The sequence below is a fragment of the Thioalkalicoccus limnaeus genome (genome assembly GCF_041197575.1).
Taxonomy (GTDB): domain Bacteria; phylum Pseudomonadota; class Gammaproteobacteria; order Chromatiales; family Chromatiaceae; genus Thioalkalicoccus; species Thioalkalicoccus limnaeus.
Window position 1 is genome coordinate 1 of record NZ_JBDKXB010000038.1, and the last position, 24,032, is coordinate 24,032.

Sequence of the window (24,032 nt, forward strand, 5' to 3'; positions counted from 1 at the left end):
CGAGAACTTTGTCACGCGCCGTGCACCAGGAATTCATCTGGTCCAGGGTCATGCCCGGCAGCCCGAGCGCCACCGCGCGGGCCTCCCACGCCGCGGCCCACTGCCCCTGGCGCTGGCTGTTCTCCTCCGCGCGGCTCTCGTAGAGCGCGAGCTGGCGGGCCCGGCGCTCGCGCCCGTCGAGCTTGGACTGCAGAGTGGCCGCCTCCTGGGCCTTGTCATGGCGGCGATCCGCCAGCGCGTCGGCCTCGCCGACCAGGCCCTCGTAGGGTGCCGCGGCCTCTGCCAGCGACGCGGTGCCCGAGCGGATCTCTTGCCAGAGGCCGTCCCGGGCCAGCCGGGCGGCGGCCAGGTCCGCCAGGGACACCGGGTGGTGCGCGGCCTGGTACTGGGTGATCTCCAGGTCCAGGTCGGCGATGGCGGCCCGTTCCTCATGGATGCGCTGGGTGAGACCCTCGGCATCGGTTCGAAGCCTGAGTCGGTCCTCCCGCAGGGCGTTGAGCTCGTCGTTTCCCGGCAGGTGCAGGCGGCGCAGACGGTCCAGGTCCGCCTGCCAAGGACCGAGGGCCGCGCGGGCGTCGGTACTCTCCCGCTCGGCCCGCTCGACCTGGCCCGCGAGCCGCCGCTCCTGGGCGGCCACGTCGCCCAGTGCCCGGGCCGCATCCAGGGCAGCGACCAGCTCGGGAGGCAGTTCGGTCGCCGGGAGTCGGGCCAGGGCCTGATCCAGCTCCGTCACCTCGCCGCGCTTCACCGCCTGGGCCTCCTTGGCGTTCGCCACGGCCTGCACCAGGGTGTCGTGGCGGCGGACCAACGCACCGGCGGCGGAGCGGATCACCTGGGACGGGATGCGCGCGGCGAGCGCATCCTCGGCCTCTGCCGGCCAGCCGAGCTCCCGGGCCAGTCCCTCCAGAGTCTTCCAGTGGGCGCGGGCCTCCTCCTGGCGCTTGGCGACGTCTGCCGGGTGGTTGCGAACCTGATGGCGCTGGGCGGCCAGGGCCTCGATGTCCCGGTCCCGGGCGAGGAGCCCCGTGTCTGTATTGATTCGGGCCACGGCCTCGGCCAGCTCCGCCGCCCGGGTCTCGTGGAGCTGCCGGGCCTGGGCAGCCAGGGCCATGACCCTCTCCGCCTCGTCCAGCTGCCGGGCGGCGTCCGCGGCCAGCCGCCGGAACGGGCCGAGGGTCTCGAGGGCCGCCTCCCGTTCCCGCAACCCGGTCAGCACCGGAGCCACCCGGCGCACGCGCTCCAGGCGCGACCGGCGCTGGGCCAAGGCTTCGTAGCGGGCGCGCGTCTCGGCGGCCTCCTGCTGCAGGCGCTCGACCTCGTCCCGGGCCGAAACCCAGTCTCGCGTGCGCACGGTGAACTGCTTCAGGATCTCCTGGGCCTGGGCGAACTCGTCAGCGGCGATGTAGTACTCACGGTCCCCTGCGCGACGCTTCGCCCACAGGCAGGCGGCCTCCTCCTCCAGGGCCTCCCGGACGGCGCCGAAGCTCGCGATGCCGGCGGCGGATTGGAACAGGATCTGGCCCACGTCGTTGGCGGCGCTCAGGATGTCCCGCCCCCCCGCCACCAGACGCTGGTGATCGAGGCCGAACATCTGCTCGAAGAAGCCCCGCTCGACGCTCCCCAGGAAGGGAAGCAGCGCGGTGTCGGGGAGCACCTCGTCGTCCGGGGTGCGCAGGGTGCGGGTGCGCGCCTTGACGCGGATGAAGTCCAGCGCCGCTCCTTCCCCGTTCTCTATCGAAGCTCCCAGGCGCATGTCCGGGTAGGCGTGGCGGAAGTTGTAGGGGGAGCGCGTCTCGATGCCGAAGAGGAGGTCGAGGATGGCGCTGCGAAGCGTCGACTTGCCGGCCTCGTTCGGGCCGACCAGGAGATGGAAATCCGTCTCCCGCCCGGGGAGATCCAGGGTCAGGTCGGTGAAGCGGCCATAGCGGGCGAGATCCAGCCGGGCGATGCGCATGGGGGGTCCTCAGCCGTTGCCCGCCAAATGGGCCACCAGCCCCGGCGCCACCTTCCGCACCAGGTCCGCCAGCTCACCCGAGCGGATCGCGGCGAGCTCGGGCACCGCCTGGAGCAACTCCGGAGGCGCCCGGTCGACCAAGGGGCGAAGCTCCCCCGCCAGGGCCGCGATCAGCTCCGGGTCCTCCGGGGCACTGGCCAGCAGCGCCGCCAGGTCGCCGACGGCGTCGGAGCGGGACCGCAGGGCATCCCCGTCCCGCGGCGGGGCCGTCTCCACCCGCACCTTCTCGACCCACAGTCGATCCTGTCCGATAGCCGCCGCCTGGCTCAGAACCTCCGCCCGCAGGTGGGACTCCCGCCCGAACAGCTCTCCATGGGCTGGAGTATGGCCGGTGATGCGCACCCGTACCGAGAGTTGGCGGTCCCCAATCTCGTCGAGCAGCCCCTCGAAGGCGTGGCCCACGACCCGGATCACCTCGTCGAGGCTGCGCGCACCGGTCGCGTCCACCTCCAGCACCTGCCAGCGCAGCACGTCCACCAGCAGCCGCTCCACCCGCTGCACCTGGTCACCATCCACCGTGACCAAACAGGCACCGCGCGGACCGCACTCGCGCACGTGGCGGCCCTGAAGGTTGCCGGGGAAGACCACCCAAGGGTCCTCCCGCACCACCGCGTGCTCGTGCACGTGGCCCAGGGCCCAGTACCCGTAGCCTCTGGCGACCAGCTCCGCCGTCGAGCAGGGCGCGTAGGTCGCGTGGGCCGCGTTGCCCTCCAGGGCGGTATGCAGCACCCCGATATTGAAGGCCCCCGGCACCGGCGGCGGGTAACCCGCAGCGAGATTCTCGGTGGTCTTCGCGTCCCGGAAGCTCTGCCCGTGCAGGGCCACGTTAAGCTCCTCGATGTGGAAGCTGCTCGGCCGACGGGCCGTGAAGGTGTGGACGTTGGGGGGCAAGAGCAGCTTCCTGGTCATCTCGCTCTCGGCGTCGTGGTTGCCGAAGAGCAGATAGACCGGGATGCCCGCCTGGTGCAGCCGCCCCATCTGGCGACAGAAGAAATACCCGGTGTTGTAGTCCTTCCACTGGCCGTCATAGAGATCCCCGGCGATCACCATGAAGGAAACGGTCTCCTCGATCGCCTCGTCCACCAGGCGGATGAAGGCTTGGCGAGTCGCGGTGCGCAGAAGATCCACCGGCGCGTCCGGGTAGGCCGTGAGGCCCGAGAGGGGGCTGTCCAAGTGGATGTCGGCGGCGTGGATGAATCTCATAGTCGGTCCTCCGCGCTTGCCCGGCGGGGTCTCGGCACGTGCGGATCGCACCGTTTCACGAGTCGGCGCGGGAGGAAGGCCTCTGAGTCCCCGGCAGAAGTGAGGGCCAGGCGCCCGCCCCACCAAGCCTCCTCATTACCGCGATGTCTCCGCGCGCTGAAACCCGACGGAAGGTGCGCACGCCTCGGCTCGGGCGAATCAGGATCGGTCGTGACGAGTTGCATCTGGCCGGTCGCCTGGTTGCCGACCAGCGCGCTTGGCACCAGGGTCTCGCCCGCGGCGAGGAGCGCGCGAGTGGTGGCGATCATGGGTGCGATCAGCTTGCGGTAGCGGCATGGGCATGTCATCCATGGCACCCATTATGACGCAACCTCAGCGTCTCGCGACCAGGCTTGCCATCGGATCCTCAGGCTGGGTGATCCGTGACCGCGGCGTGCCCGATTCCTATCGGAGCACGCCCAGCGACGATGGATATGCGGAACGGGGGCGATCGCGGCATTCACGCCATACGGCGTGCAGAGCGCCCTGAGAGGGGCCGGGCCATCCATGGCCCGGACCGAAACACGACCGATCCGCGGGTTTCTAAAGGATGTAACCGCGCTCGTCGTGCTGGGAGATGTCGAGACCTTGCGACTCCTCCTCCTCGGTGACCCGCAGCCCGATGGTCCAGTCGATGAGCTTGAGGATGATCAGGCTCAGCACACCGCCGTACACGATGGTGGCCACCACTGAGATGAACTGGACCCAGACCTGACTGCCGATGGTCATGCCTTCCTCGAGCCCGGCGCCGCCGAGCGCGGCATGAGCGAACACGCCGGTGAGGATCGCGCCGACGATACCGGCCACACCATGGACACCCCAGACGTCCAACGAGTCGTCGTAGCGCAACGCCCGCTTGATCATGGTCGAGGCGATGAACGCGAACAAGGCCCCAGCGAAACCGATCGCGATCGCACCCATGGGCCCGGTGGTTCCGGCGGCCGGCGTGATGGCCACCAAGCCGGCGATGGCACCGGTGGCGATACCGAGCACCGACGGTTTGCCGTGGCGGATCCATTCAGCGAACATCCAGGTCAGGGCCGCCGTGGCCGTCGACAACTGGGTCACCACCATCGCCATCGCCGCGGTACCGTCTGCGGCGAGCTGCGAGCCCGCATTGAAGCCGAACCAGCCGACCCACAGCATCGACGCGCCGATCACGGTCAGTCCGAGGTTATGCGGCGGCATCGCCGTCGTCGGATAGCCGCGACGCTGCCCGAGCACGATCGCCGCCACCAGCCCAGCGATACCGGCGTTGATATGCACCACGGTGCCGCCGGCAAAATCGAGCGCGCCCATCTCGCCGATCCAACCACCGCCCCAGACCCAATGGGCGATCGGGATGTAGACCAACGTACCCCACACGGCCATGAACCACATCATCGCCGAGAACTTCATGCGCTCAGCGAAGGCACCGACGATCAGCGCCGGCGTGATGATGAAGAAGGTCATCTGGAAGACCATGAACAGCGACTCGGGGATGGTGTCCGCGAGGGTGTCCACGGTGATACCGGCCAGGAACAGGTTCGAAAGGCCGCCGATCCAGGCGTTGAGATCGCCGCCGTCGGAGAAGGCCAGGCTGTAGCCGTAGATCGCCCACAAGACGCTCATCATCGCGGCAATCGCGAAGCATTGCATCAAGACCGACAGCACGTTCTTCGCCCGGACCATGCCGGCGTAGAAGAGAGCTAGGCCCGGCAGCGTCATGAACAGAACCAAGGCCGTGGCCACCAGCATCCAGGCCGTGTCGCCGCTGTCCAGTGCCGGTGCGTCATCGGCGAGGGCCAAAGCCGGCATCAGGGCCATCAGCACCAGAATGGCCGGCATCGCGGTCCGTCTTATCAATCGTTCTATCATCGTCGCTTTCCCCTGTCGGTCGCGATTAAAGGGCATCGGGCCCGGTCTCGCCGGTCCGGATGCGAATCACATGGTTCAAATCAGTGATGAAGATCTTGCCATCGCCGATCTTTCCGGTGCGCGCGGCACCACTGATCGCCTCGACCACCTTGTCGACGAGCGCATCGTCGACGGCGATCTCGATCTTGATCTTGGGCAGGAAGTCGACGACGTATTCGGCGCCACGATAGAGTTCGGTGTGGCCCTTTTGCCGACCAAAGCCCTTGACCTCGATGACGGTGATGCCCGACACGCCGATATCGGCCAGGGCCTCACGTACGTCGTCGAGCTTGAAAGGCTTGATCACAGCTGCAATTAGCTTCATGTTGGAGAGCTCCAAGAGGAATGAGGAACGGGAGCCGATCCCGGATCAGGCAGGGCCGCCTGGGTCAGAAGGACTTGTTCCAACCGATCCAGAACTTCGGGTCGTTATCCCAGATCTCGCTGCGACCGTCGTTCTGTTCGTAATTGAAGCTGAAGGTACCGAATTCGCCGGCCTCGCGACTGATCGAGACGCCCCAGTGCCAGTAGTTGGCGCTGCGCGTGTTGCCGAGCTCATCGACCTCGACCCGGTCGTTCGTGAAGTCGTAATAGCCGAGCTGTATACCGAGACCAAGCTCATAAGGGAGCTCGAAATCAAGTCCGGCGTAGTAGTACAGATCGCCCTGATCGAAGAGCGCATCCTCGTTGTCCTTGTCACCCCAAACCGTGTACTGGATGCCGGCGGAGAAGAAGTCATACCCGCCGGAGAGTCCGATCTCCCAGAAGTCGATGCTGCCATCGTCATCGGGATAGGCGTAGTAGATGGTGTTCACGCCGAGGCTAGCCGCCTCATCGGGCAGCGTGAAGTCGAACCCCATGTAGATATCGAGTTCGTAGTTTGCACCGGACTCGAAATCGACGTTCGAGGCCCAGGTTCCTATGTAAAACCCACTGTCGTGGCCGAGCTCGAGACCACCTTGCACGGCCGGACCGTCGTCGGTCTGGGAGGTGCCGCGCCAAAGGTAGTTGGAAACCACGCTCAAATCGGCGCTCAGATCGAGCGGCGGCGCGGCAACCGCCGGGTTTACTGCGGCCAGTGCCACGATCATGAGCGGCGAGGCGGCGGAAATCGTCATCGCATTTCGGTTGATCATCGCGGTCGATACCTCTCTATTTGGATGGCTTGTGCGTGTCAGAACATGTCGGCCCCGTGCGTGGCGACATCCGCGATTGACAAAGCAGACTTCATGCCATAGCCGCCGCAACAGCGGTATTGACCGATGTAGCCACGAGAGTATGATTTTAGAGACACTGCCGGCGCACGGTTTCGGTGCGCCATGACGGACCGACACGCCACGGAGGGCACGCTCTTGGTGCGCGGAGCCGCTTGTCGGTCGCCAGACGGCCTCCGCCCCTTGTTAATCAATCGTCCCGAAAGTCATCGGAGGCGGGTCGCGGCGACCGTCGGCGGGAGGGATCCCGCCGTCGAGCTGATACGGACGTCCTTGCAGCGTGTCGCAGCGGGGCGTCTCCGATGACTTTTGCAACCCTCGATACTGTCCGGTCGTCGGTCGTCTTTCCCGTCTCAGGCTTTGATCCCATGAATCCGGGATCGAGCGGGAACCTAGGTCGCGACGGGTTTCCCGGCCAAGTGCCTACCAACCGTGTCGATCACGCCACCACCGGCCTATAATGGGCCGGTGCCAACTCAAACAGCCTTCCCTCCCTCGGGAACAGGCAGGAATCAACACCATGCTGGATCCGAAACAACTCGACGATCTCGTCCAACGGCTGGCCTCGAACCTGCCGAAGGGCTTGCAACTGCTTCACGAGGACATCAACAAGAACTTGCGCGCGTCGCTGGAGGCAGGTCTCGCGCGCCTCGACCTGGTGACCCGCGCGGAATTCGATGTCCAAGCGGCAGTGCTGACCCGAACCCGCGCCAAACTGACCGCGCTCGAGGCGCGCGTCGCCGAACTCGAGACCGCGCGGCATGTCGGCACGACGCATCCGACGGACCGACCTGATTCGGCGTGAGCTTATGCGTGCTGCATAGCCGCGCCCGCACGGGCATCGTGGCCCCGGAGGTGGCCGTCGAGGTCCATCTGTCCGGTGGCCTCCCTGGTATGTCGATCGTCGGCCTGCCGGAGATGGCGGTCAGGGAAAGCAAAGACCGCGTGCGCGGCGCCCTGATCAGTGGGCATTTCCGCTTTCCGCTTGGACGCGTGACCGTGAATTTGGCGCCGGCGGATCTGCCGAAGGAAGGTGGACGCTTCGACCTGCCGATCGCACTCGGCATCCTCGGCGCCTCGGGTCAGCTCCGCACGACCGAACTGGCTCAGTGCGAGTTCCTCGGAGAACTCGCGCTGTCGGGAAGCCTGCGACCCGTCACTGGCGTGTTGCCGGCCGCGATCGCGGCCCGCCAGGCGGGGCGGGCGTTAGTGTTACCGCGCGAGAATGCCGATGAGGCGGCGCTGGTGGGTGAGGACCTGCCGGTGTTCCCGGCCGACCACCTGCTGGCCGTGTGCGAACACCTGAACGGCGTCGCACCCCTGGCGCGGCACCGCGTCTCATCGGACGCATCCTGCGCGCCCCGCGAGGGCACGGATCTGTCCGACGTCCGCGGTCAGGAGCAGGCCAAGCGGGCTCTCGAAGTCGCCGCGGCCGGCGGTCACAGCCTGCTGCTGATCGGCCCGCCGGGGACCGGTAAATCGATGCTTGCCAATCGGTTACCGGGTATCCTGCCGCCCTTGACGGAGGCCGAAGCCTTGGAGGCCGCCGCGATCCGTTCGGTCAGCGACCGCGAACCCTGCGATCCGCGGCGCTGGCGCGAACGGCCGTTCCGCGCCCCGCATCACACCGCTTCCGGCGTCGCCTTGGTCGGCGGTGGGGCTCATCCGCGCCCTGGCGAGATCTCGCTGGCCCATCTCGGTGTGCTGTTCCTCGACGAGCTACCGGAATTCGATCGACGCGTGCTCGAGGTCCTGCGCGAACCACTGGAATCTGGACGGATCCATATCTCGCGCGCAGCGCATCAGGCCGAGTTCCCTGCCCGATTCCAACTGATCGCAGCGATGAATCCGTGTCCCTGCGGCTATCAGGGTGACGACAGCGGCCGCTGCCGCTGCTCGGACGAACAGATCGCGCGCTACCGCGCGCGGATCTCCGGGCCGTTGCTCGACCGCATCGATCTCCATGTCGAGGTACCAAGGCTGCCGCCCGAGCGGCTGGTGCGATCCGGGGTCGTCGACGAGACGAGCGACCAGGTTCGGGGGCGAGTCGCGGCGGCGCGCTCGCGGCAGATCGAGCGGGCCGGGCGCCTCAACGCCGAGCTGGTCCCGCGCGAGATCGACCGCTTCTGCGCGGTCGATCAAGCGGGTCGGACGCTGATCCAACGGGCCATCGAACGTCTCGGCTTGTCGCCGCGGGCCTATCATCGCGTGCTCAAGGTGGCACGCACCATCGCCGATCTGGCCGGCAGCGGGCCGATAACGGCCGAACACGTCGGCGAGGCGATCGGCTATCGGCGGCTCGATCGCCAACGCGGATCCTAGCGCGGTCTCGCCAACCGGCACCAGCCCCCTCTCAGACGAGCATGTTGCAACTCGAGAACCTGAGCCTGCGCCGAGGCGGGCGACTTCTGCTCGAAGACGCGAATCTGATGCTGCCACCGGGCCGCAAGCTCGGTGTCGTTGGGGCCAACGGCTGCGGCAAATCGAGTCTCTTTGCGCTGTTGCTCGGTGAACTGCACAGCGATCGCGGCGAGATGCGGATGCCCGCCGGCTGGCGGATCGCCCATGTCGCGCAACAGACACCGCGCGGCAACCAATCGGCGCTCGATTTCGTGCTGGCCGGCGACGAAGAACTGACGCAGCTCGAAGCGCAGCTGGCCGCGGCCGAAAGGGCCGGTGACGGTGTTCGACAAGCCGACCTGCATGGGCGGATCGAGGCACTCGACGGCTATGGCGCGCCAAGCCGCGCGGCCCGGCTGCTCCATGGGCTCGGCTTTGCACCGGGTGACGAGCAGCGGGCAGTCGACAGCTATTCCGGCGGCTGGCGGATGCGCCTTGCGCTAGCGCGGACCCTGATGGCGCGCTCGGATCTGCTGCTGCTCGACGAGCCCACCAACCATCTCGACCTCGATGCGGTCATCTGGCTCGAAGGTTGGTTGCGCACCTACCCCGGCACGCTGCTGTTGATCTCCCACGACCGCGATTTCCTCGACGCGATCGCCGACCAGATCCTGCACATCGAGCATGGACGGGTCCAACTCTATCCGGGCGATTATTCGGCGTTCGAGCGCCAGCGTGCCGAGCGGTTGGCCGAACAACAGGCGGCGTTCGTGCGCCAGCAGCGCGAGGTCGCCCAGATCCACCGGTTCGTCGAGCGCTTCCGCGCCAAGGCCACCAAGGCCCGCCAGGCCCAGAGCCGCATCAAGGCCTTGGAACGGATGGAGCTGATCGCCCCGGCCCATGTCGATTCGCCGTTCGCGTTTTCCTTTCCGGAACCGGAGAGCCTGCCTTATCCGCTGCTCACGCTCGATGAGGCCGTGGTCGGCTACGACGGGGCACCGATCCTGACCGGGATCGACCTAGCCCTAGTGCCCGGAGACCGGATCGGCCTCTTGGGCCCCAATGGGGCAGGCAAATCGACGCTGATCAAGCTGCTCGCCGACCAGATCGCACCATTGCACGGCCGGCGTGCGCCGGCTCAGACATTGCGGATCGGCTATTTCGCGCAGCACCAGGTCGATCAGCTGTGTGCGGACGAGAGCCCGCTCGACCACCTGCAACGACTCGATCCCGAGGCGACCGAACAAGCCCTGCGGGACTACCTCGGCGGCTTCGGCTTTGCCGGCGAGCGCGCCTTGACCGAGGTCGCCCCCTTGTCCGGCGGCGAAAAGGCGCGGCTCGTGCTGGCCCTGCTGGTCCGCCAGCGACCCAACCTGCTGCTGCTCGACGAGCCGACGAATCATCTGGATCTCGAGATGCGCCACGCATTGGCGCGAGCCTTGCAGGACTATGACGGGGCCTTGGTGCTCGTGTCGCATGACCGACACCTGCTGCGGATCACGACCGATCGGCTGCTGTTGGTCGATCGCGGGCGGGTCGTGGAGTTCGCGGGTGATCTCGACGACTACCCGGCCTGGCTCGCTGCGCGCGACAACGATCCTCGAGCCGCAGCGGCCGACCCGGAACGCACAAGCCCGTCGCGCAAGGCCCTGCGCCGTCAGGAAGCGATGGCCCGGCAACGAACGCAACCGCTGCGTAACCGGCTCAAGACGGTGGAAACCGAACTCGCCACCCTCACGGAACGGCGCCAGGCACTCGAGGAAGCCCTGACCGTGCCCGAGCTTTATCAAGCTGACGCGAAGGCTCGACTGCTCGCGCTGATGACCGAAAAACGGGATCTCGACGCGGAACTCGATCGGCTCGAAGGCATCTGGCTCGAGGTCAGCGAGGAACTCGAACGATCAACGGGCGGCTAGCGAAGCGCGGGGACTTCCGAGCTGATCGGTCGCGCCACGGGGACCGATGAGCCGATCACCGGCCCCACCCTTTGGTCGTTGGCCGAGAGGTTGCTAAGATGCGATGCCATCTTCCATCATCTCCTATTCAAGGAACCTCCGATGTCTCCTTTCACGGACCTCACGAAGAGTCAGCCGTCGCCGCGCCTATTCGATCTACCGCCACTGGCGATGGATCGCGATGGGCTAGCCGAGGACTTCAAGCGCTACTACGCCAATACCCTGGGTCGGGATACCGACTGCCGCTCGGCCTACTATCCGTACCGTGCGTTGTCGATCACGCTGCGCGACCGCTTGATGGAGCGCTGGAAGAGGACCCGACACGCCCATGATCAGGCGCAATGCAAACGCACCTACTATCTGTCGCTCGAATTCCTGATGGGGCGGTCACTGAGCAACGCGATGCTCAATCTGGGAATCACCGATGAGGTCGAACGCGGGCTCTATGATCTCGGGCTGCTGCTCGAGGAGATCGCCTCGAATGAACCCGATGCCGGCCTCGGCAACGGCGGCCTCGGGCGGCTTGCGGCCTGCTTCCTGGACTCCTGCGCGACCCTGCAATTGCCTGTCAAAGGCTACGGCCTGCGTTATGAATACGGGATGTTCCGCCAGCTGATCGAGAACGGCTACCAGATCGAGGAACCCGATCACTGGATGCGTGAAGGCCACCCGTGGGAGCTCGAACGTCCAGAATACACGCAAAGGGTTCAATTTGGTGGACGGATCGAGATCCACAAGGACCAGCATGGGCGCCTGCGGGTGCATTGGGTCGACACCCAGGATGTGCTCGCCGTGCCCTTCGATACGCCGATCCCGGGGTACCGCAACGACACCATCAATACGCTGAGGCTGTGGAAGGCCGCCGCCACCGACGAATTCGACCTGCGCGAGTTCAATGCGGGCAGTTACCCGGAGTCGGTCGCACAAAAGAACAGCGCCGAACACATTACGATGGTGCTCTACCCGAACGACGCGAACGAATGCGGAAAAGAGTTGCGCTTGCGGCAGCAGTACTTCCTCGCAAGTGCGAGCCTCAAGGACGTGCTGCGCGAGTGGACGCGACTCAATGGAGACGACTTCTCCGGTTTCGCCGACAAGAACTGCTTTCAGCTCAATGACACGCATCCGGCCATCTCGGTCGCGGAACTGATGCGCCAACTCGTCGACGACAAAGGGCTGGAGTGGGACGAGGCCTGGTCGATCACGACGCGGACCATGGCCTATACGAACCACACGCTGCTTCCGGAGGCACTCGAGCGCTGGCCGGTCCGCCTGTTCGAGAACCTGTTGCCGCGACTGCTGCAGATCATTTACGAGATCAATGCCCGATTTCTCGCCGAGGTCGCGGCGAAATGGCCCGGGGACCTCGATCGCAAGCGGCGGATGTCGCTGATCGAAGAGGGCTCGGATCCCCAGGTACGGATGGCCTATCTGGCGATCGTCGGCAGCTTCTCCATCAATGGCGTCGCGGCGCTGCATTCGCGGCTGCTGCGTGGCGGCCTGTTCCGCGATTTCTACGAGCTCTGGCCCGCGCGTTTCAACAACAAGACCAACGGGGTGACGCCGCGCCGCTGGCTGGCACTGTGCAACCCAGCCCTGCGCGAGCTGCTCGAAGCGCGGATCGGCGAGGGCTGGATCCGCAACCTCGAGCAGCTGGCACGCGTAGCCCCGCTCGCCGACGACACCGGGTTCCGCGACCGATGGCATCAGGTCAAACAGGCCAACAAGCAGCGTCTGGCTGATCTGGTCCGGGAGCAATGCGGCGTCGAGTTTCCCATCACGGCCCTGTTCGACGTCCAGGTCAAACGCATCCATGAATACAAGCGGCAACTGCTGAACCTGTTGCACGTAATCCACCTGTACAACCGTATCAAGCGTGGCGACCTCGACAATTGGACGCCACGCTGCGTGCTGATCGGCGGCAAAGCCGCCCCCGGTTACACGATGGCCAAGGTCATCATCAAGCTGGCCAACAACATCGCCGCCGCGATCAATGCGGATCCCGACACCGATGGGCGCTTGCGGCTGGCGTTCCTGCCCGATTACCGGGTATCCCTGATGGAGATCATCGCCCCCGGCGCGGACCTGTCCGAACAGATTTCGACCGCCGGAAAGGAGGCCTCCGGGACCGGCAACATGAAGTTCATGATGAACGGCGCCATCACCATTGGGACGTACGACGGTGCAAACATCGAAATCCTCGAGCAAGTCGGTGAAGACAATTTCTTCCTGTTCGGGCTGACGGCCGAACAGATCGACGAGGTGCGACCGCACTACGATCCGAATCGTTTGATCGAGGGCGACCCGGATTTCGCTGCCGTGATGCGCCTGCTCGAGACCGGTCACTTCAACCAGTTCGAACCGGGCCTGTTCGATGCGGTGATCCGCGCGATTCGCGATCCACAGGACCCCTGGATGACGGCCGCCGACTTCCGCGCCTACATCGACGCTCAAGAACGCGCGGCCGCTGCCTATCGCGACCAACCACGCTGGTTGCGGATGAGCATCCTGAACTGCGCCGGCAGCGGCCCCTTTTCGTCGGATCGCACCATCAGCGAGTACAACCGCGACATCTGGCGCATGGAGCCCGTCGCACCCGACCCGGTGCGCTGACGCAAGCCAGGCCGGCGGCACCCGCCGGCCGCGCGGCCTCCGCACCGCGTCTTCCGCGACCCGTCCGTCGACCGGGTCCCGTGCGGTGCGAGGGTCGCGCCTCGGATACGCCGTCAGGGCCGCCCGAACAGGCGTAACAGATGCCCTTCCATCGAGGCGATCAGGCGCTCCATCGGCTTCTGCTTCTGTGTGTACTTGACGTGCAACAGACGGGCGCGCTGGTGCGCCTCCATCAGATAGTCGTCGCTCGTTTGGATCCGATCGACCAAACCGAGCTCCAAGGCCCGGCTGCCGAGCCAATACTCGCCGGTGGCGACGCGTTCGATCGCGACCGTGGGTCGGTGTTCGGCGATGAAGCCCTTGAACAGCCGATGGGTCTCCTCGAGCTGCGTCTTGACCTTCTCGCGTGCGGCATCGGTGTTCTCGCCGAACAAGGTCAGCGTGCGTTTGTATTCGCCGGCCGTTTGCAGCTCGAAGTCGACACCATGGCGATCGAGCAGGCGCCGGAAATTCGGTAGGCCGGCGACCACGCCGATCGAACCGATCACAGCGAAAGGGGCCGCCAACAAGCGATCTCCGACGCAGGCCATCAGATAGCCACCGCTAGCCGCGACCTTGTCGATCGCCACGGTCAACGGGATATCCCGCTCTCGGATACGCTTGAGCTGCGCCGCGGCGAGCCCGTGATCGCTGACGACACCGCCGGCGTTCTCCAGCCGCACCAGGACCTCGTCCCGCGGCGTCGCCTCGAACAAGATCGCCGTCACGACCTCGCGCAATGACCCGACGCCGGTCGCCTTCAGGTCACCGTGGAAGTCGATCACGAAGAGCCGCGGCCGCGCGGGATCGACCGGCATGGTCTCGCCATCCGTCCGGCCGAGCTTGTGCCATGACCATCGGCGTCGCCGCGGGCGCGCGGCGTGCTGCAACATGTGCGCCATGCGCCGGTACTTGTCGCTCAGGTCCAGCACCTCCAGGCGCGCCCCTTCCGGTTGGCCAGCCCGGCGATCGCGCAATAGGAGCCAAGGCACCAGGCCGAACACCGCGACCAGCGTCACGACCTTCACCACGAACAGTCCGTACTCGATCAGGTATTCACTCATAAGCCGTTACACAATTCATGGTCGCGAAAAGGACGCTGGCGGGTAACCGGTGCGGCGACGGCACTGTGTCACGGTCAATGCCGGGCGCCCGGTCAGACTGCAATCGGGGCGCGAATCGGCGGATGCGGGTCGTAACCCTCGAACGCGAAGTCGGCGACTTCGTAGTCGAACAGGCTTGGCGGGCGACGCCGAATGACCAGTCTCGGTGCCGGCCGGGGCGCGCGCCGGAGCTGCTCGTATGCGATGTCGTCGGTCAGATGGTTACGATACAGGTGCAGATCACCGAACGTATGGATGAATTCGCCGACCGCGAGATCGCACTGCTGGGCCACCATGTGCGTCAACAGGGCGTAACTCGCGATATTGAAGGGCACGCCGAGAAAGAGATCGGCACTGCGTTGATACAGCTGGCACGACAACCGACCTCCGCCGACATAGAACTGAAACAGGCAATGGCAAGGCGCTAGGGCCATCCGGCCGGCGCGGACATTGTCCTGCGGAGAGCGGTCCTCGTCGGGTAGATCGGCCGGATTCCAGGCGGTCACGACGAGGCGCCGAGAGTCCGGACGGGAGCGAATCGACCTGACGAGCTCGTCGAGCTGATCCAGGGTCCGACCGTCAGGACAGGTCCAGCTCCGCCATTGGTGCCCATAGATGGGCCCCAATGCGCCGTCGGGACCAGCCCACTCGTCCCATATGGTGACCCCATGGGCCCGCAGCCAATCATTGTCGGTCGACCCGGACAGAAACCACAAGAGCTCGAGGATGACGCTCTTGACGTGGACTCGTTTTGTCGTCACCAACGGAAAGCCGGCGGCTAGGTCGAAACGAATCTGCCGACCGAAGACCGAGCGCGTCCCGACCCCGGTCCGATCGTCCTTGTCGACGCCATGCTCGATGACGTCCTGCAATAGATCAAGATACGTGCGCATCACTTCGTTCCCGACTCCGTCCCCGGTGACGAGGAGGCCTCGCGGGGGATCCCCGATCACGTCGAGCCACAGCCCCGCGAGGCCGATGGTCAGGCCCCGACCGGGCCAAGCAGCAACGATTGGCCGACCATGGCCTCTGGCTTTGGAAGACCCATCAGCTGCAGGACGGTCGGCGCGACGCTGTCGATCCCGGCGCCCACGGCCAGCCGCCACGGGACCTCGTCGACAACGAGGCACGGGACCGGATAGATCGAGTGCTGCGTCTGCGGCGCCCCGGTGACCGGATCGACCATCTCATCGCAGTTGCCATGATCGGCGGTCAGGATCACCGAAAAGCCCTCTTCGCACGCGACATCCATGACCCGCCCGGCCTCGCGGTCGAGCACTTCGACCGCGGCGATCACGGCCTCGGGGATAGCCGTATGGCCCACCATGTCGCCGTTGGCGAAGTTGACGACGATGAACGGGAAACGGCGGCTGCGCAAGGCGTCGATGACCGCATCGGCCACCTCGGGGGCGCTCATCTCGGGCTTCAGATCGTACGTCGCGACCTTTGGCGATGGGATCAGACGATGCTCCTCGCCCGGCCAGGGCTCCGCGCGACCGCCATTGAAGAAGTAGGTGACATGGGCGAATTTCTCGGTCTCGGCACAATGGAATTGCGGCAACCCAGCCTCGCTCAGGATGCGGCCGATGGTCACGGATGGAGTCTCGTTGTCGAATGCGAACGGCAAACCAAAGCGTTGATCGTAGTTCATCATGCCGGTCACTCGCGCGGACTGGAAGTCGCCACGCGCGAAATGCTCGAACGGCCCCTCGCGCAAGGCTGCGACCAATTGCCGCGGGCGGTCCTTGCGGAAGTTGAAGTGCACCACCGGGTCACCATTGCGGATCGGCTCGCCGCCGCGAATCAGCGTCGGTCGGATGAACTCATCATCTTCGCCGGCTTCGTAAGCGGCGTGGATCGCGTCGCGCGCCGAGCTCGCCCCTCGGCCCTCGGCGTTCACCAGACAGCGCCAGGCCAGCTCGGTGCGCTCCCAACGATTGTCGCGATCCATCGCATAATATCGACCGCAGACCGTCGCAATACGACCCCCGGCCGCCTCCAACGCCTTCTCGACCGGTTCCAGATAGAGCTCCGCCGAGCGCGGGGGCGTGTCTCGGCCGTCGGTGAACATGTGCAACACCGGTCGCACCCGATGGCGGCGGCAAAGCTCGATCAGGGCCTCGAGATGGCGCAGGTGACTGTGAACACCACCGTCCGAGACCAACCCCATCAGGTGCAGCGGCCGGTCCTCGTCGGCCGCGCATTTGGCCACATTGTTCAAGGCGACATTGTCGAAGAAGCTCTCGTCGGCGATCGCATCATCGATCAAGACGAGATCCTGACGGATCACGCAGCCGGAGCCGAGCGTGATATGGCCGACTTCGGAATTGCCCATCTGCCCGTCCGGCAGTCCCACCGCGCGGCCTGAGGCCTGCAACACTGTATGTGGATGGCGCGCGAAGTACGCGTCCAAACGCGGCGTGTGCGCCATCGCCACGGCATTGTTGGCCTTGCTCGGGTTGGTGCCGAAGCCGTCGAGGATGATCAGGATCACCGGCCGGCGTGGCACCTTCATCGAATCGCTCATCACGTACCTTGGTCTCCTGGAAACATGGATGCTGGGGCCAGTTTAACCCGTCTTCGGCTGAGCAGCGGCCCCGGTCCTGTCCGAGCCGGGGGCAGCGTCCAGGCACCAACCATCGAAGGATCCGGGACTTTGTTTGTTCCCGGTCACTTCGGGTCGGCCCGATTGCTGGCGATAATGGGCCGATCGCATGACCGAAGCGACCAGGGGTCACCCCGGCCCTGAGTCGGGAGGGCTCGCATTCGACGGCGGCGATCCATCTTCAGCAACCGATCAGGAGAAGTTAGCATGCAGACCGACAGAATCATCGCGTTCGTCATGGCCGGCGGCCAGGGTTCCCGGTTGCAGCCCTTGACTTCGGAACGGTCCAAGCCGTCCGTCCCGTTCGGTTCGCGCTACCGGATCGTCGACTTCGTGCTGAGCAACCTGGTCAATTCGCAGATTCAGACCATCTACCTGCTCGTGCAGTACAAATCCCAATCGCTGATCGAGCACATCCGCAAGGCCTGGACCATTTCCCCGCTGCTCCAGCAGCAGTTCGTCACCGTGGTACCGCCGCAGATGCTGACGGGCGAACACTGGTTTCAAGGAACCGCGGACGCGGTCAACCAGAACATCAACCTGATCGAGGAACACCGACCCGACCTGGTCGCTGTGTTTGGCGCCGACCACATCTACCGGATGGATATTCGGCAGATGGTCGAATTTCACAAGCTCCACGAGGCGGATGTCACGATCGCCGCGCTGCCGGTACCACTCGCCGATGCCACCAGCTTCGGCGTGATCGCGGCCGAACCGAATGGCCGCATCCTGGCCTTCGAGGAAAAACCAGCCCACCCGACTCCGATGCCGGAGGACCCGGCCCGCGCCTTTGCCTCGATGGGTAACTACATCTTCGACACGGACGTATTGCTCGAGGCCTTGCACGAGGCGCAGCGCAGCGGAGAGACCGACTTCGGCGCCCATGTGCTGCCGCGGCTGCTGCGCACGCATCGACTCTTTGCGTACGACTTCGCGACCAACGAGGTCCCGGGAATCCGCCCGTATGAACAGCGCGTCTATTGGCAGGATGTGGGTACCATCGACGCCTATTTCGACTCCCACAAGGACGTCCTCGGTGGCGAACCCAGATTCGACCTCTTCAATCCTCAGTGGCCCATCTATTCGAGTGGTTACCAGGGTCCGGTCGCCCGCATCCTGGGGGGGGAGTTGCGCAACAGCCTGCTCGGGGCGGCAACCGTGATCCATGACAACTGCCGCATCAGTAACTCGATCATCCGTCGCGAGGCCGTCATCGAGGAGGACGTGGTTCTCGAGGACTGCATCATCATGGACTACGTGCGTATCGGCCGCGGCGCGCAACTCAGACGGGTCATCGTCGATCGTCACAATTTGATCGAAGCCGGCGACCGAATCGGCTTCGACGAGGAGGCCGACCGCCAGCGGTTTCACGTCAGTCCTGGCGGTGTCACGGTTCTGCCGGGCGGCCGGGTCAGCTACTTCGCGCGCGATCACCTCGACGAGCGGCGCCGTGGCCGCGGTTACTCCGAGTGACGGACGCGGCCGCGACGAACAGGTTGCGAGACACACCGATGAGCTATTGGCTGATGAAATCCGAACCGAACGTATTTGGCATCGACCATCTCGCGGCCCGCCCGAACCACACCGAGCCCTGGGACGGCGTCCGTAACTACCAGGCGCGGAACATGATGCGCAATGAGATGCGCCCTGGGGATCAGGTGTTCTTCTATCACTCGAACTGCACGGAACGGGGTATTGTCGGCTTGATGGAGATCGCCTCGATGGCCTACCCCGACCCGACGGCATTCGATCCTCGATCGCAATATTTCGATCCGAGGAGCGACCGGGAGCGGCCACGTTGGTTTCTCGTCGATGTCCGTTACGTCCGCCATCTCGCACGCACCATCACCTTGGCCGAACTCAAGGCCTACGCCGATGGACCGCTCGCCGGTTGGCCACTGCTGCGGCGCGGCAATCGGCTTTCGATCCTGCCCGTCACGCCCAGACAGTGGGACTTCGTGCTATCGCTCGAGGGTCGCGAGGCCGAAACGCAGGCGGTCGCTGTCGAATGATGCAGCAACTCGCTCGCCGTTGCGCCCGCCTCTCGTCTAAGCCGATCGTCACGTACCCCAGCCATGATCCTGTCGGCGCGTCTTGAAAGCGAACGAAGGTCCTTCGCGATCTGATACATGACCTTCCGGTAATCGGCTCAACAGCGCAACGAGGCCCGGGTATCGCTCCCAGCGATGGAGAGACGGACCGTCCGATACCCTCGTTCACAACAAGCGAACCTGGGCCTCGCGCTGCAAGCCGAGATACTGAGTGCCGAGTCGCAACGCCTGGTCGGCGAAGACCTCCAGGTCACCCCAGCGTTCATCGGTATCGAAGACTTCGGTCAACACATCATTGACGACGACCAGACGGAAAGGGGTCCCGTTCGAATCGCTCTGTTCCGGGGCCTCGTCGCTCACGACATAAAGGCACGGCTGCACGTCGCCATGGCGGACCCATGCCAGGATGAAACGGTAGCGATGCGAATCCTCGCTCTCGATCTCGCCCAGCAGTGTCGCCGCGTAGTCTCCGATCTGATAGCGGCGTTTCGGGATCGCGGTCCTGATCTTCGGCCGTTCCAGCATCGTCTCGGACTCCTCTGACAGGGTTGCCACCCGGCGGGCGAGCCCGGTGTCGCCCACCATTTATTGATAAAATAAATGCATTAAATTTGTCTTATGGATTTTTCTCGCGTCGCCGGTTGGGCTAACGTGCGTCTATTGCTGCACCGCACAAAACACGCCTGGATGCGCCGCCCGCGCGCATGAAGAGGTCTCGAAACCATGACCGCATCGACGCGTTACGACTGCCTGATCGTCGGCGGCGGCGTCACGGGTACAGCGCTGCTGTATCTGCTGGCCCGCTTCACGGATCTGTCACGCCTGGCCTTGGTCGAACGCGACGACGTCATCGGCCAGGGCAATTCGCGCACCAACAATAACAGCCAGACGATCCATGCCGGCGATATAGAGACGAACTACCCGTTTGATAAGGCGCTCGCCGCGAAACGGGCGGCGCAAATGGTCGTCAATTACGCCAGCAGGCGGCCACCGGCCGAACGCGACCGGATCATTCATCGCATGCCGAAGATGGTGTTGGGCGTCGGCGCGGCCGAATGCGCTTACATCGAACGCCGCTTCGACGAATTCCGGGAGTCGTACCCGCGTATGCAGTTGTGGCGGAAAGCCGAGATCGCCGAGATCGAACCGCAGGTTGCTTTGGTCGAAGGGACCTGGCGCGAGGATCCGATTCTTGCCGCTGGGACCCTCGACGACTACAGCGCGATCGATTTCCAAGCCCTGTCGGAGTCCTTCTTTCGTTCCTGCGTGAGGTTGGATCGCCGTACGGACAAGCACGTCACGCAATTGTCCGGCACCAAGGTCGCCAGCATCCGGCGCGACGGCCCAGACTATGTTCTGCAGACCAATCGGGGGCCGCTTCAGGCTCGCGCTGTCGTCGTCAACGCCGGCGGGCATTCGCTGCGGCTGGCCCAGCAGATGGGCCACGGGCTTCAGTACTCATGCCTGTCGCTGGCCGGCTCCTTCTACTTCACTCGGCGCGTGCTGAATGGCAAGGTCTACCGTGTTCAAAACCCGGATTGGCCATTTGCAGCCATACATGGCGACCTCGATGTTCAGCAACGAGACAAGACTCGTTTCGGGCCCACGACCTTGATCTGGCCGACGCTCGAACGCCGCGGCACGGCGACCTTGCGCGAATACTGGCAAGTGCTGCGCTTCGATCGGGAGCTGGCCGCGACGCTCTGGGACCTGATGATGACCACCGAAGTCCGTCGACAGATCCAACACAATCTCCTATATCAGACACCGCGGCTGGGCCGGCGTTATCTGATCCGCGAGATACGCAAGATCGTGCCGTCACTGGAAGGCCGTGAAATCCACGGCGCCCGCGGGTCGGGAGGGATTCGCCATCTGCTGATCGACAAGGAACATCGACAGCTCCATGTCGGTGGCAGCAAAATCGTCGGCGATCCAGGGTTGATCTTCAATGTCACGCCATCGCCGGGCGGCACCCGCTGCCTGAGCAATGCCGAGGCCGATATGCGCCTATTGGCGAAGCACCTTCGGTGCCGCATCAACGAACGCGCGTTGACCCAGGAGCTCCTGACTGGCCCCGAGGATGTGGGCGGGACCGACGAGGCGGCTTGATTTCCCGCGGGCACTGCCTCGGAGTGTGGCGGTCACAGCGATGTGCCGCCCGCAAAAGGCCCGCCGAATAGGGAGCTCGCCTCGACCCGTTGAACACCAGGGTAGACCAGTTCCGGGCTCGGCAGGCTGACGAAATGGCCTTGGATGGCGTCGACTCCCGCGTTGAACAGCCTGGGCAGGAGCTCAACATTTTCCACCGCCAACGCGATGACTTGGATGCCTTCGCGTCGTGCGCGCTGAACCAGGTCGGCGAGATCACGTTGCGTTACTCGCCCGGCGACGAGGTCGTCGGTAACCTGACGATCCAGTTTGACATGCGTGATCAGTTCGTGAAAGCGATCGAGAAATGGGCCGTCATCGAGCCGCAGGTCCTCGACCAGCAATCCGTGATGCCTGGTTCCGAGCCTTTCCGACAACTGGCGCACGCCATCGGGCGCTGTGTCGAACGCGGCTTTATGGACCTCGACCACCAAGGATCCCGGGGACAAGCGCGCGGCTGACGCGAAGGTACCGAGCGCCTTGACCAGGTCATCGTCGTTCAAAGTCGAGGTGGCGAGATTGACGAAGATGACGGCATTGGGATGGCCGGCCCGCTGAATCTCCTCCAAGGTCGCGAGGACCCGCCGAAATATCCACAGGTCGACCCGGCCCAGCCATCCGGCTCGCGCGAGGATCGGCAGGAATTCGTCCGGAAACAGGAGTTGGCCGCGCTCATCCTTGAGCCGCACCAGGGCTTCGAACATGCCCCGATACCCTTCATTCGCCTGCACCGAAACGATCGGTTGAAACTCGAGAACCAGCCCATCGGCCTCGATCAGGGCTCGGATCCGCGCCTCGGTCTCACCGGGTTCGCAGTCGCCGCCCGCCGGCAAGCCACCCTCGCTCAGCGGGCGCTCAGCGAGGCTGTTGCGAGGCATCTTGCCGAAATCGTTGATCACTGGAATGATCAGCGCCGGCTTGGGACCCTGCCCGTTCGACCCGGCTCCGGTCTGCGACGACCGCAGGGCCTTGCGAGCAGCGCAGGCGTTCAACTCCCGCTCGCAGACCATCAGCAGATGAGCCATGTCGCCCCGTTGAACGACATCGGCCGCCCCGCGACGAAAGCCGACGTCCGGCGAGAAACGGGCATCCGGTGACCGGACCAGGACGACAGAGGCATCGAGGTCGGCCTTGTGGCTGCCAACCCGTGCTTCAACGCCGAGCGAGGCAAAACTCCCGGCATCACATAGGATCAAATCCCACCACCCGGGGTTTGCAAACGCATCATCTAGCGCCTCTTCACGCGCGATCTCGGTGAGAGTCGCTGCGATCCCTTGTCGGTTCAAGAGCGCGACGATCCGTAGTTCGTCCGGCTCCGGGTCGATGCAGAGGATCTGTTTCGAACGTTCCATCGCGACCAAGCCACCCCAACGCAATGAGCCGAATAACCCCTATGGGCATAAGCCTAACGGGCGATTCAATCACGAACAAGGCTCCCGGTCACGAAGCCGCGACGACCGGCATGATCGAAGAGACGAAGGGGCACCTTGCGAACTGCGAGGTGCCCCACAAGACACAAAGTCGATCGGGCGACTTTTCGTTCAGCCGTTGAGCAGGCTGCGCAGCATCCAAGCATTCTTCTCGTGTACCTGCATCCGCTGCGTCAGCAGATCGGCGGTCGGCTCGTCATGGGCTTCGTCCACCAACGGGAAGATACTGCGCGCCGTTCGGGCGACCGTCTCCTGGCCGGCGACCAGACGCCTGATCATTTCCTCGGCATCGGGTACGCCTTCTTCCTCGGGGATCTCCGTCAAGGCCGCGTAAGCGGCGTAGGATCCGGGGGCCGGATGGCCAAGAGCACGAATCCTTTCGGCGATCTCGTCGACGGCTGCGGCCAACTCCGTGTACTGCTGCTCGAACATCAGATGCAGCGTGTTGAACATCGGCCCCGTGACATTCCAGTGGTAATTGTGGGTCTTCAGATACAACGTGTACGAATCGGCCAGAAGCTTCGCAAGACCCTGGGCGATGCTTTCCCGCTCCGACGGCGAGATACCGATGTCGATGGTCATTGGTTTGCTCATCGTTGCTCTCCTCGAATAGCGGCCCGTCATCAGGCCATCACGTGGGGGGCCGCATGTTGCGCACGCGACGCGCGCACACGGTCCCACACCTTTTCATGGAAGAAATAGGCAATCGTGTTGGCAATCGGCTCGATCAGCGCGATAGCACCGCCGACCACGAGGCTTCCCGTCAACAAATAGGCGACGGTAAAGGCTACGATCATGTGCAGGATCCCGAACGACAAAGTTTTGGCCATGGTTCCACTCCTATGTTGCTGAGTGGAAGTCTAGCAATCGACGAAGAAAAGCCAAAATCGATAGTTTCGCGCGCAACGATTGTTTTTAACGATCCATGCCTCCGTGATCGGCGTCGCCCTCGGCGGTGATCGAGAGGTTAGCTCCCTCGCGCAAACGCTTGGCCGCCGCATACTCATCGTCAGTCATACGGGCGCCGACGCGCGCGCGCAAGCGCTCGGCCTCCTTGTCCCCCTGCGCCACGGCCAAGGACAGCCAATAGTGGGCTTGAGCTAGATCCTCGGGCACACCGCGACCCTCCGCATAGATCAAGCCCATCGCGAACTGGGCGTCGGCCTCGCCACACAAGGCCGCTTCACGGACGGCTGGCACCTTCGATGGATCGTTGCGCAATAGGATCAAATCCTTCAGATAGCGGGTATCGTGCATCTAAGGTTCCTCCACTTGCCGGCAAGCACACTGCCCGTTAAGTCACTCAGCGTCCAGCGGTCGTCCAACAGATTCGATCATAGCTCTAGTTCAATGAGCAGAGGAGTGTTCGAGCGAAAGTTCTC

At 64.6% G+C, this 24,032-nt stretch carries 20 protein-coding genes; 7 read left to right on the forward strand and 13 right to left on the reverse strand.

Annotated elements, in window-relative coordinates; all coding sequences use genetic code 11:
* The 5 genes from ABC977_RS16740 to ABC977_RS16760 form a co-directional block, all read right to left on the reverse strand.
* The coding region (locus ABC977_RS16740) for an AAA family ATPase (protein ID WP_369668424.1) at positions 1 to 1,954 on the reverse strand (1,954 nt) is incomplete at its 3' end.
* A 9-nt stretch (positions 1,955 to 1,963) separates the two neighbouring features.
* A complete protein-coding gene (locus tag ABC977_RS16745) occupies positions 1,964 to 3,217 on the reverse strand; it encodes a metallophosphoesterase family protein (protein ID WP_369668425.1) in 1,254 nt (417 codons plus the stop codon).
* Positions 3,218 to 3,799: 582 nt separating this feature from the next.
* Positions 3,800 to 5,083, reverse strand: coding sequence for an ammonium transporter (locus tag ABC977_RS16750; RefSeq protein WP_369668426.1), 1,284 nt, complete (start codon positions 5,081 to 5,083; stop codon positions 3,800 to 3,802).
* Between the two features lie 55 nt (positions 5,084 to 5,138).
* The gene (locus ABC977_RS16755; RefSeq protein ID WP_369668427.1) at positions 5,139 to 5,477 is read right to left on the reverse strand and encodes a P-II family nitrogen regulator; all 339 of its coding nucleotides are present in this window, start codon (positions 5,475 to 5,477) and stop codon (positions 5,139 to 5,141) included.
* Between the two features lie 64 nt (positions 5,478 to 5,541).
* Positions 5,542 to 6,288 carry a TorF family putative porin gene (locus ABC977_RS16760; RefSeq protein WP_369668428.1) on the reverse strand — a complete coding sequence of 249 codons (747 nt, stop codon included), beginning with the start codon at positions 6,286 to 6,288 and terminating at the stop codon, positions 5,542 to 5,544.
* Positions 6,289 to 6,886: 598 nt separating this feature from the next.
* On the opposite strand from ABC977_RS16760, the gene ubiK reads away from it, so the two are divergent.
* From ubiK to ABC977_RS16780, 4 genes are all read left to right on the forward strand, one after another.
* Complete coding sequence (ubiK, locus tag ABC977_RS16765) at positions 6,887 to 7,171, forward strand: ubiquinone biosynthesis accessory factor UbiK (RefSeq protein ID WP_369668429.1); 285 nt, start codon at positions 6,887 to 6,889, stop codon at positions 7,169 to 7,171.
* Positions 7,168 to 8,688 carry a YifB family Mg chelatase-like AAA ATPase gene (locus tag ABC977_RS16770; protein WP_369668430.1) on the forward strand — a complete coding sequence of 507 codons (1,521 nt, stop codon included), beginning with the start codon at positions 7,168 to 7,170 and terminating at the stop codon, positions 8,686 to 8,688. Before ubiK ends, ABC977_RS16770 begins: the two co-directional genes overlap by 4 nt.
* 41 nt (positions 8,689 to 8,729) lie before the next feature.
* Positions 8,730 to 10,622, forward strand: coding sequence for an ATP-binding cassette domain-containing protein (locus tag ABC977_RS16775; protein WP_369668431.1), 1,893 nt, complete (start codon positions 8,730 to 8,732; stop codon positions 10,620 to 10,622).
* 141 nt (positions 10,623 to 10,763) lie between these two features.
* Positions 10,764 to 13,274 carry a glycogen/starch/alpha-glucan phosphorylase gene (locus ABC977_RS16780; protein ID WP_369668432.1) on the forward strand — a complete coding sequence of 837 codons (2,511 nt, stop codon included), beginning with the start codon at positions 10,764 to 10,766 and terminating at the stop codon, positions 13,272 to 13,274.
* A 113-nt stretch (positions 13,275 to 13,387) separates the two neighbouring features.
* Here ABC977_RS16780 and sohB read toward each other — a convergent pair whose 3' ends face one another.
* The 3 genes from sohB to gpmI all read right to left on the reverse strand — a co-directional run bounded on the left by sohB (position 13,388) and on the right by gpmI (position 16,943).
* Positions 13,388 to 14,377 (reverse strand): protease SohB, encoded by a 990-nt coding sequence (sohB, locus tag ABC977_RS16785; protein ID WP_369668433.1) that lies wholly within the window; start codon positions 14,375 to 14,377, stop codon positions 13,388 to 13,390.
* Between the two features lie 92 nt (positions 14,378 to 14,469).
* Positions 14,470 to 15,309 (reverse strand): thymidylate synthase, encoded by an 840-nt coding sequence (locus ABC977_RS16790; RefSeq protein WP_369668434.1) that lies wholly within the window; start codon positions 15,307 to 15,309, stop codon positions 14,470 to 14,472.
* 89 nt (positions 15,310 to 15,398) lie between these two features.
* Positions 15,399 to 16,943 (reverse strand): 2,3-bisphosphoglycerate-independent phosphoglycerate mutase, encoded by a 1,545-nt coding sequence (gpmI, locus tag ABC977_RS16795; protein ID WP_369668435.1) that lies wholly within the window; start codon positions 16,941 to 16,943, stop codon positions 15,399 to 15,401.
* Between the two features lie 285 nt (positions 16,944 to 17,228).
* Between gpmI and ABC977_RS16800 the strand changes: the two genes are divergently transcribed.
* Positions 17,229 to 18,494, forward strand: a complete 1,266-nt coding sequence (locus ABC977_RS16800; protein ID WP_369668436.1) for a glucose-1-phosphate adenylyltransferase — start codon at positions 17,229 to 17,231, stop codon at positions 18,492 to 18,494.
* 38 nt (positions 18,495 to 18,532) lie between these two features.
* The gene (locus tag ABC977_RS16805) at positions 18,533 to 19,033 is read left to right on the forward strand and encodes an EVE domain-containing protein (protein ID WP_369668437.1); all 501 of its coding nucleotides are present in this window, start codon (positions 18,533 to 18,535) and stop codon (positions 19,031 to 19,033) included.
* Positions 19,034 to 19,237: 204 nt separating this feature from the next.
* Here the strand turns inward: ABC977_RS16805 and ABC977_RS16810 are convergent, their stop codons facing one another.
* On the reverse strand, positions 19,238 to 19,597 hold the full coding sequence (locus ABC977_RS16810; protein ID WP_369668438.1) for a hypothetical protein: 360 nt from the start codon (positions 19,595 to 19,597) through the stop codon (positions 19,238 to 19,240).
* A gap of 198 nt (positions 19,598 to 19,795) precedes the next feature.
* Between ABC977_RS16810 and ABC977_RS16815 the strand changes: the two genes are divergently transcribed.
* Complete coding sequence (locus ABC977_RS16815; protein ID WP_369668439.1) at positions 19,796 to 21,181, forward strand: FAD-dependent oxidoreductase; 1,386 nt, start codon at positions 19,796 to 19,798, stop codon at positions 21,179 to 21,181.
* A gap of 32 nt (positions 21,182 to 21,213) precedes the next feature.
* Here ABC977_RS16815 and ABC977_RS16820 read toward each other — a convergent pair whose 3' ends face one another.
* The 4 genes from ABC977_RS16820 to ABC977_RS16835 form a co-directional block, all read right to left on the reverse strand.
* Positions 21,214 to 22,572: an EAL domain-containing protein gene (locus ABC977_RS16820; protein WP_369668440.1), complete on the reverse strand. Its 1,359-nt coding sequence runs from the start codon at positions 22,570 to 22,572 to the stop codon at positions 21,214 to 21,216.
* Positions 22,573 to 22,761: 189 nt separating this feature from the next.
* Complete coding sequence (locus ABC977_RS16825; RefSeq protein ID WP_439849202.1) at positions 22,762 to 23,244, reverse strand: Dps family protein; 483 nt, start codon at positions 23,242 to 23,244, stop codon at positions 22,762 to 22,764.
* Between the two features lie 29 nt (positions 23,245 to 23,273).
* Entirely contained in the window at positions 23,274 to 23,480 is a 207-nt protein-coding gene (locus ABC977_RS16830) for a DUF2061 domain-containing protein (protein WP_369668441.1), read from the reverse strand.
* An 85-nt stretch (positions 23,481 to 23,565) separates the two neighbouring features.
* Positions 23,566 to 23,907, reverse strand: a complete 342-nt coding sequence (locus ABC977_RS16835; RefSeq protein WP_369668442.1) for an SEL1-like repeat protein — start codon at positions 23,905 to 23,907, stop codon at positions 23,566 to 23,568.
* Positions 23,908 to 24,032: the final 125 nt, after the last annotated feature.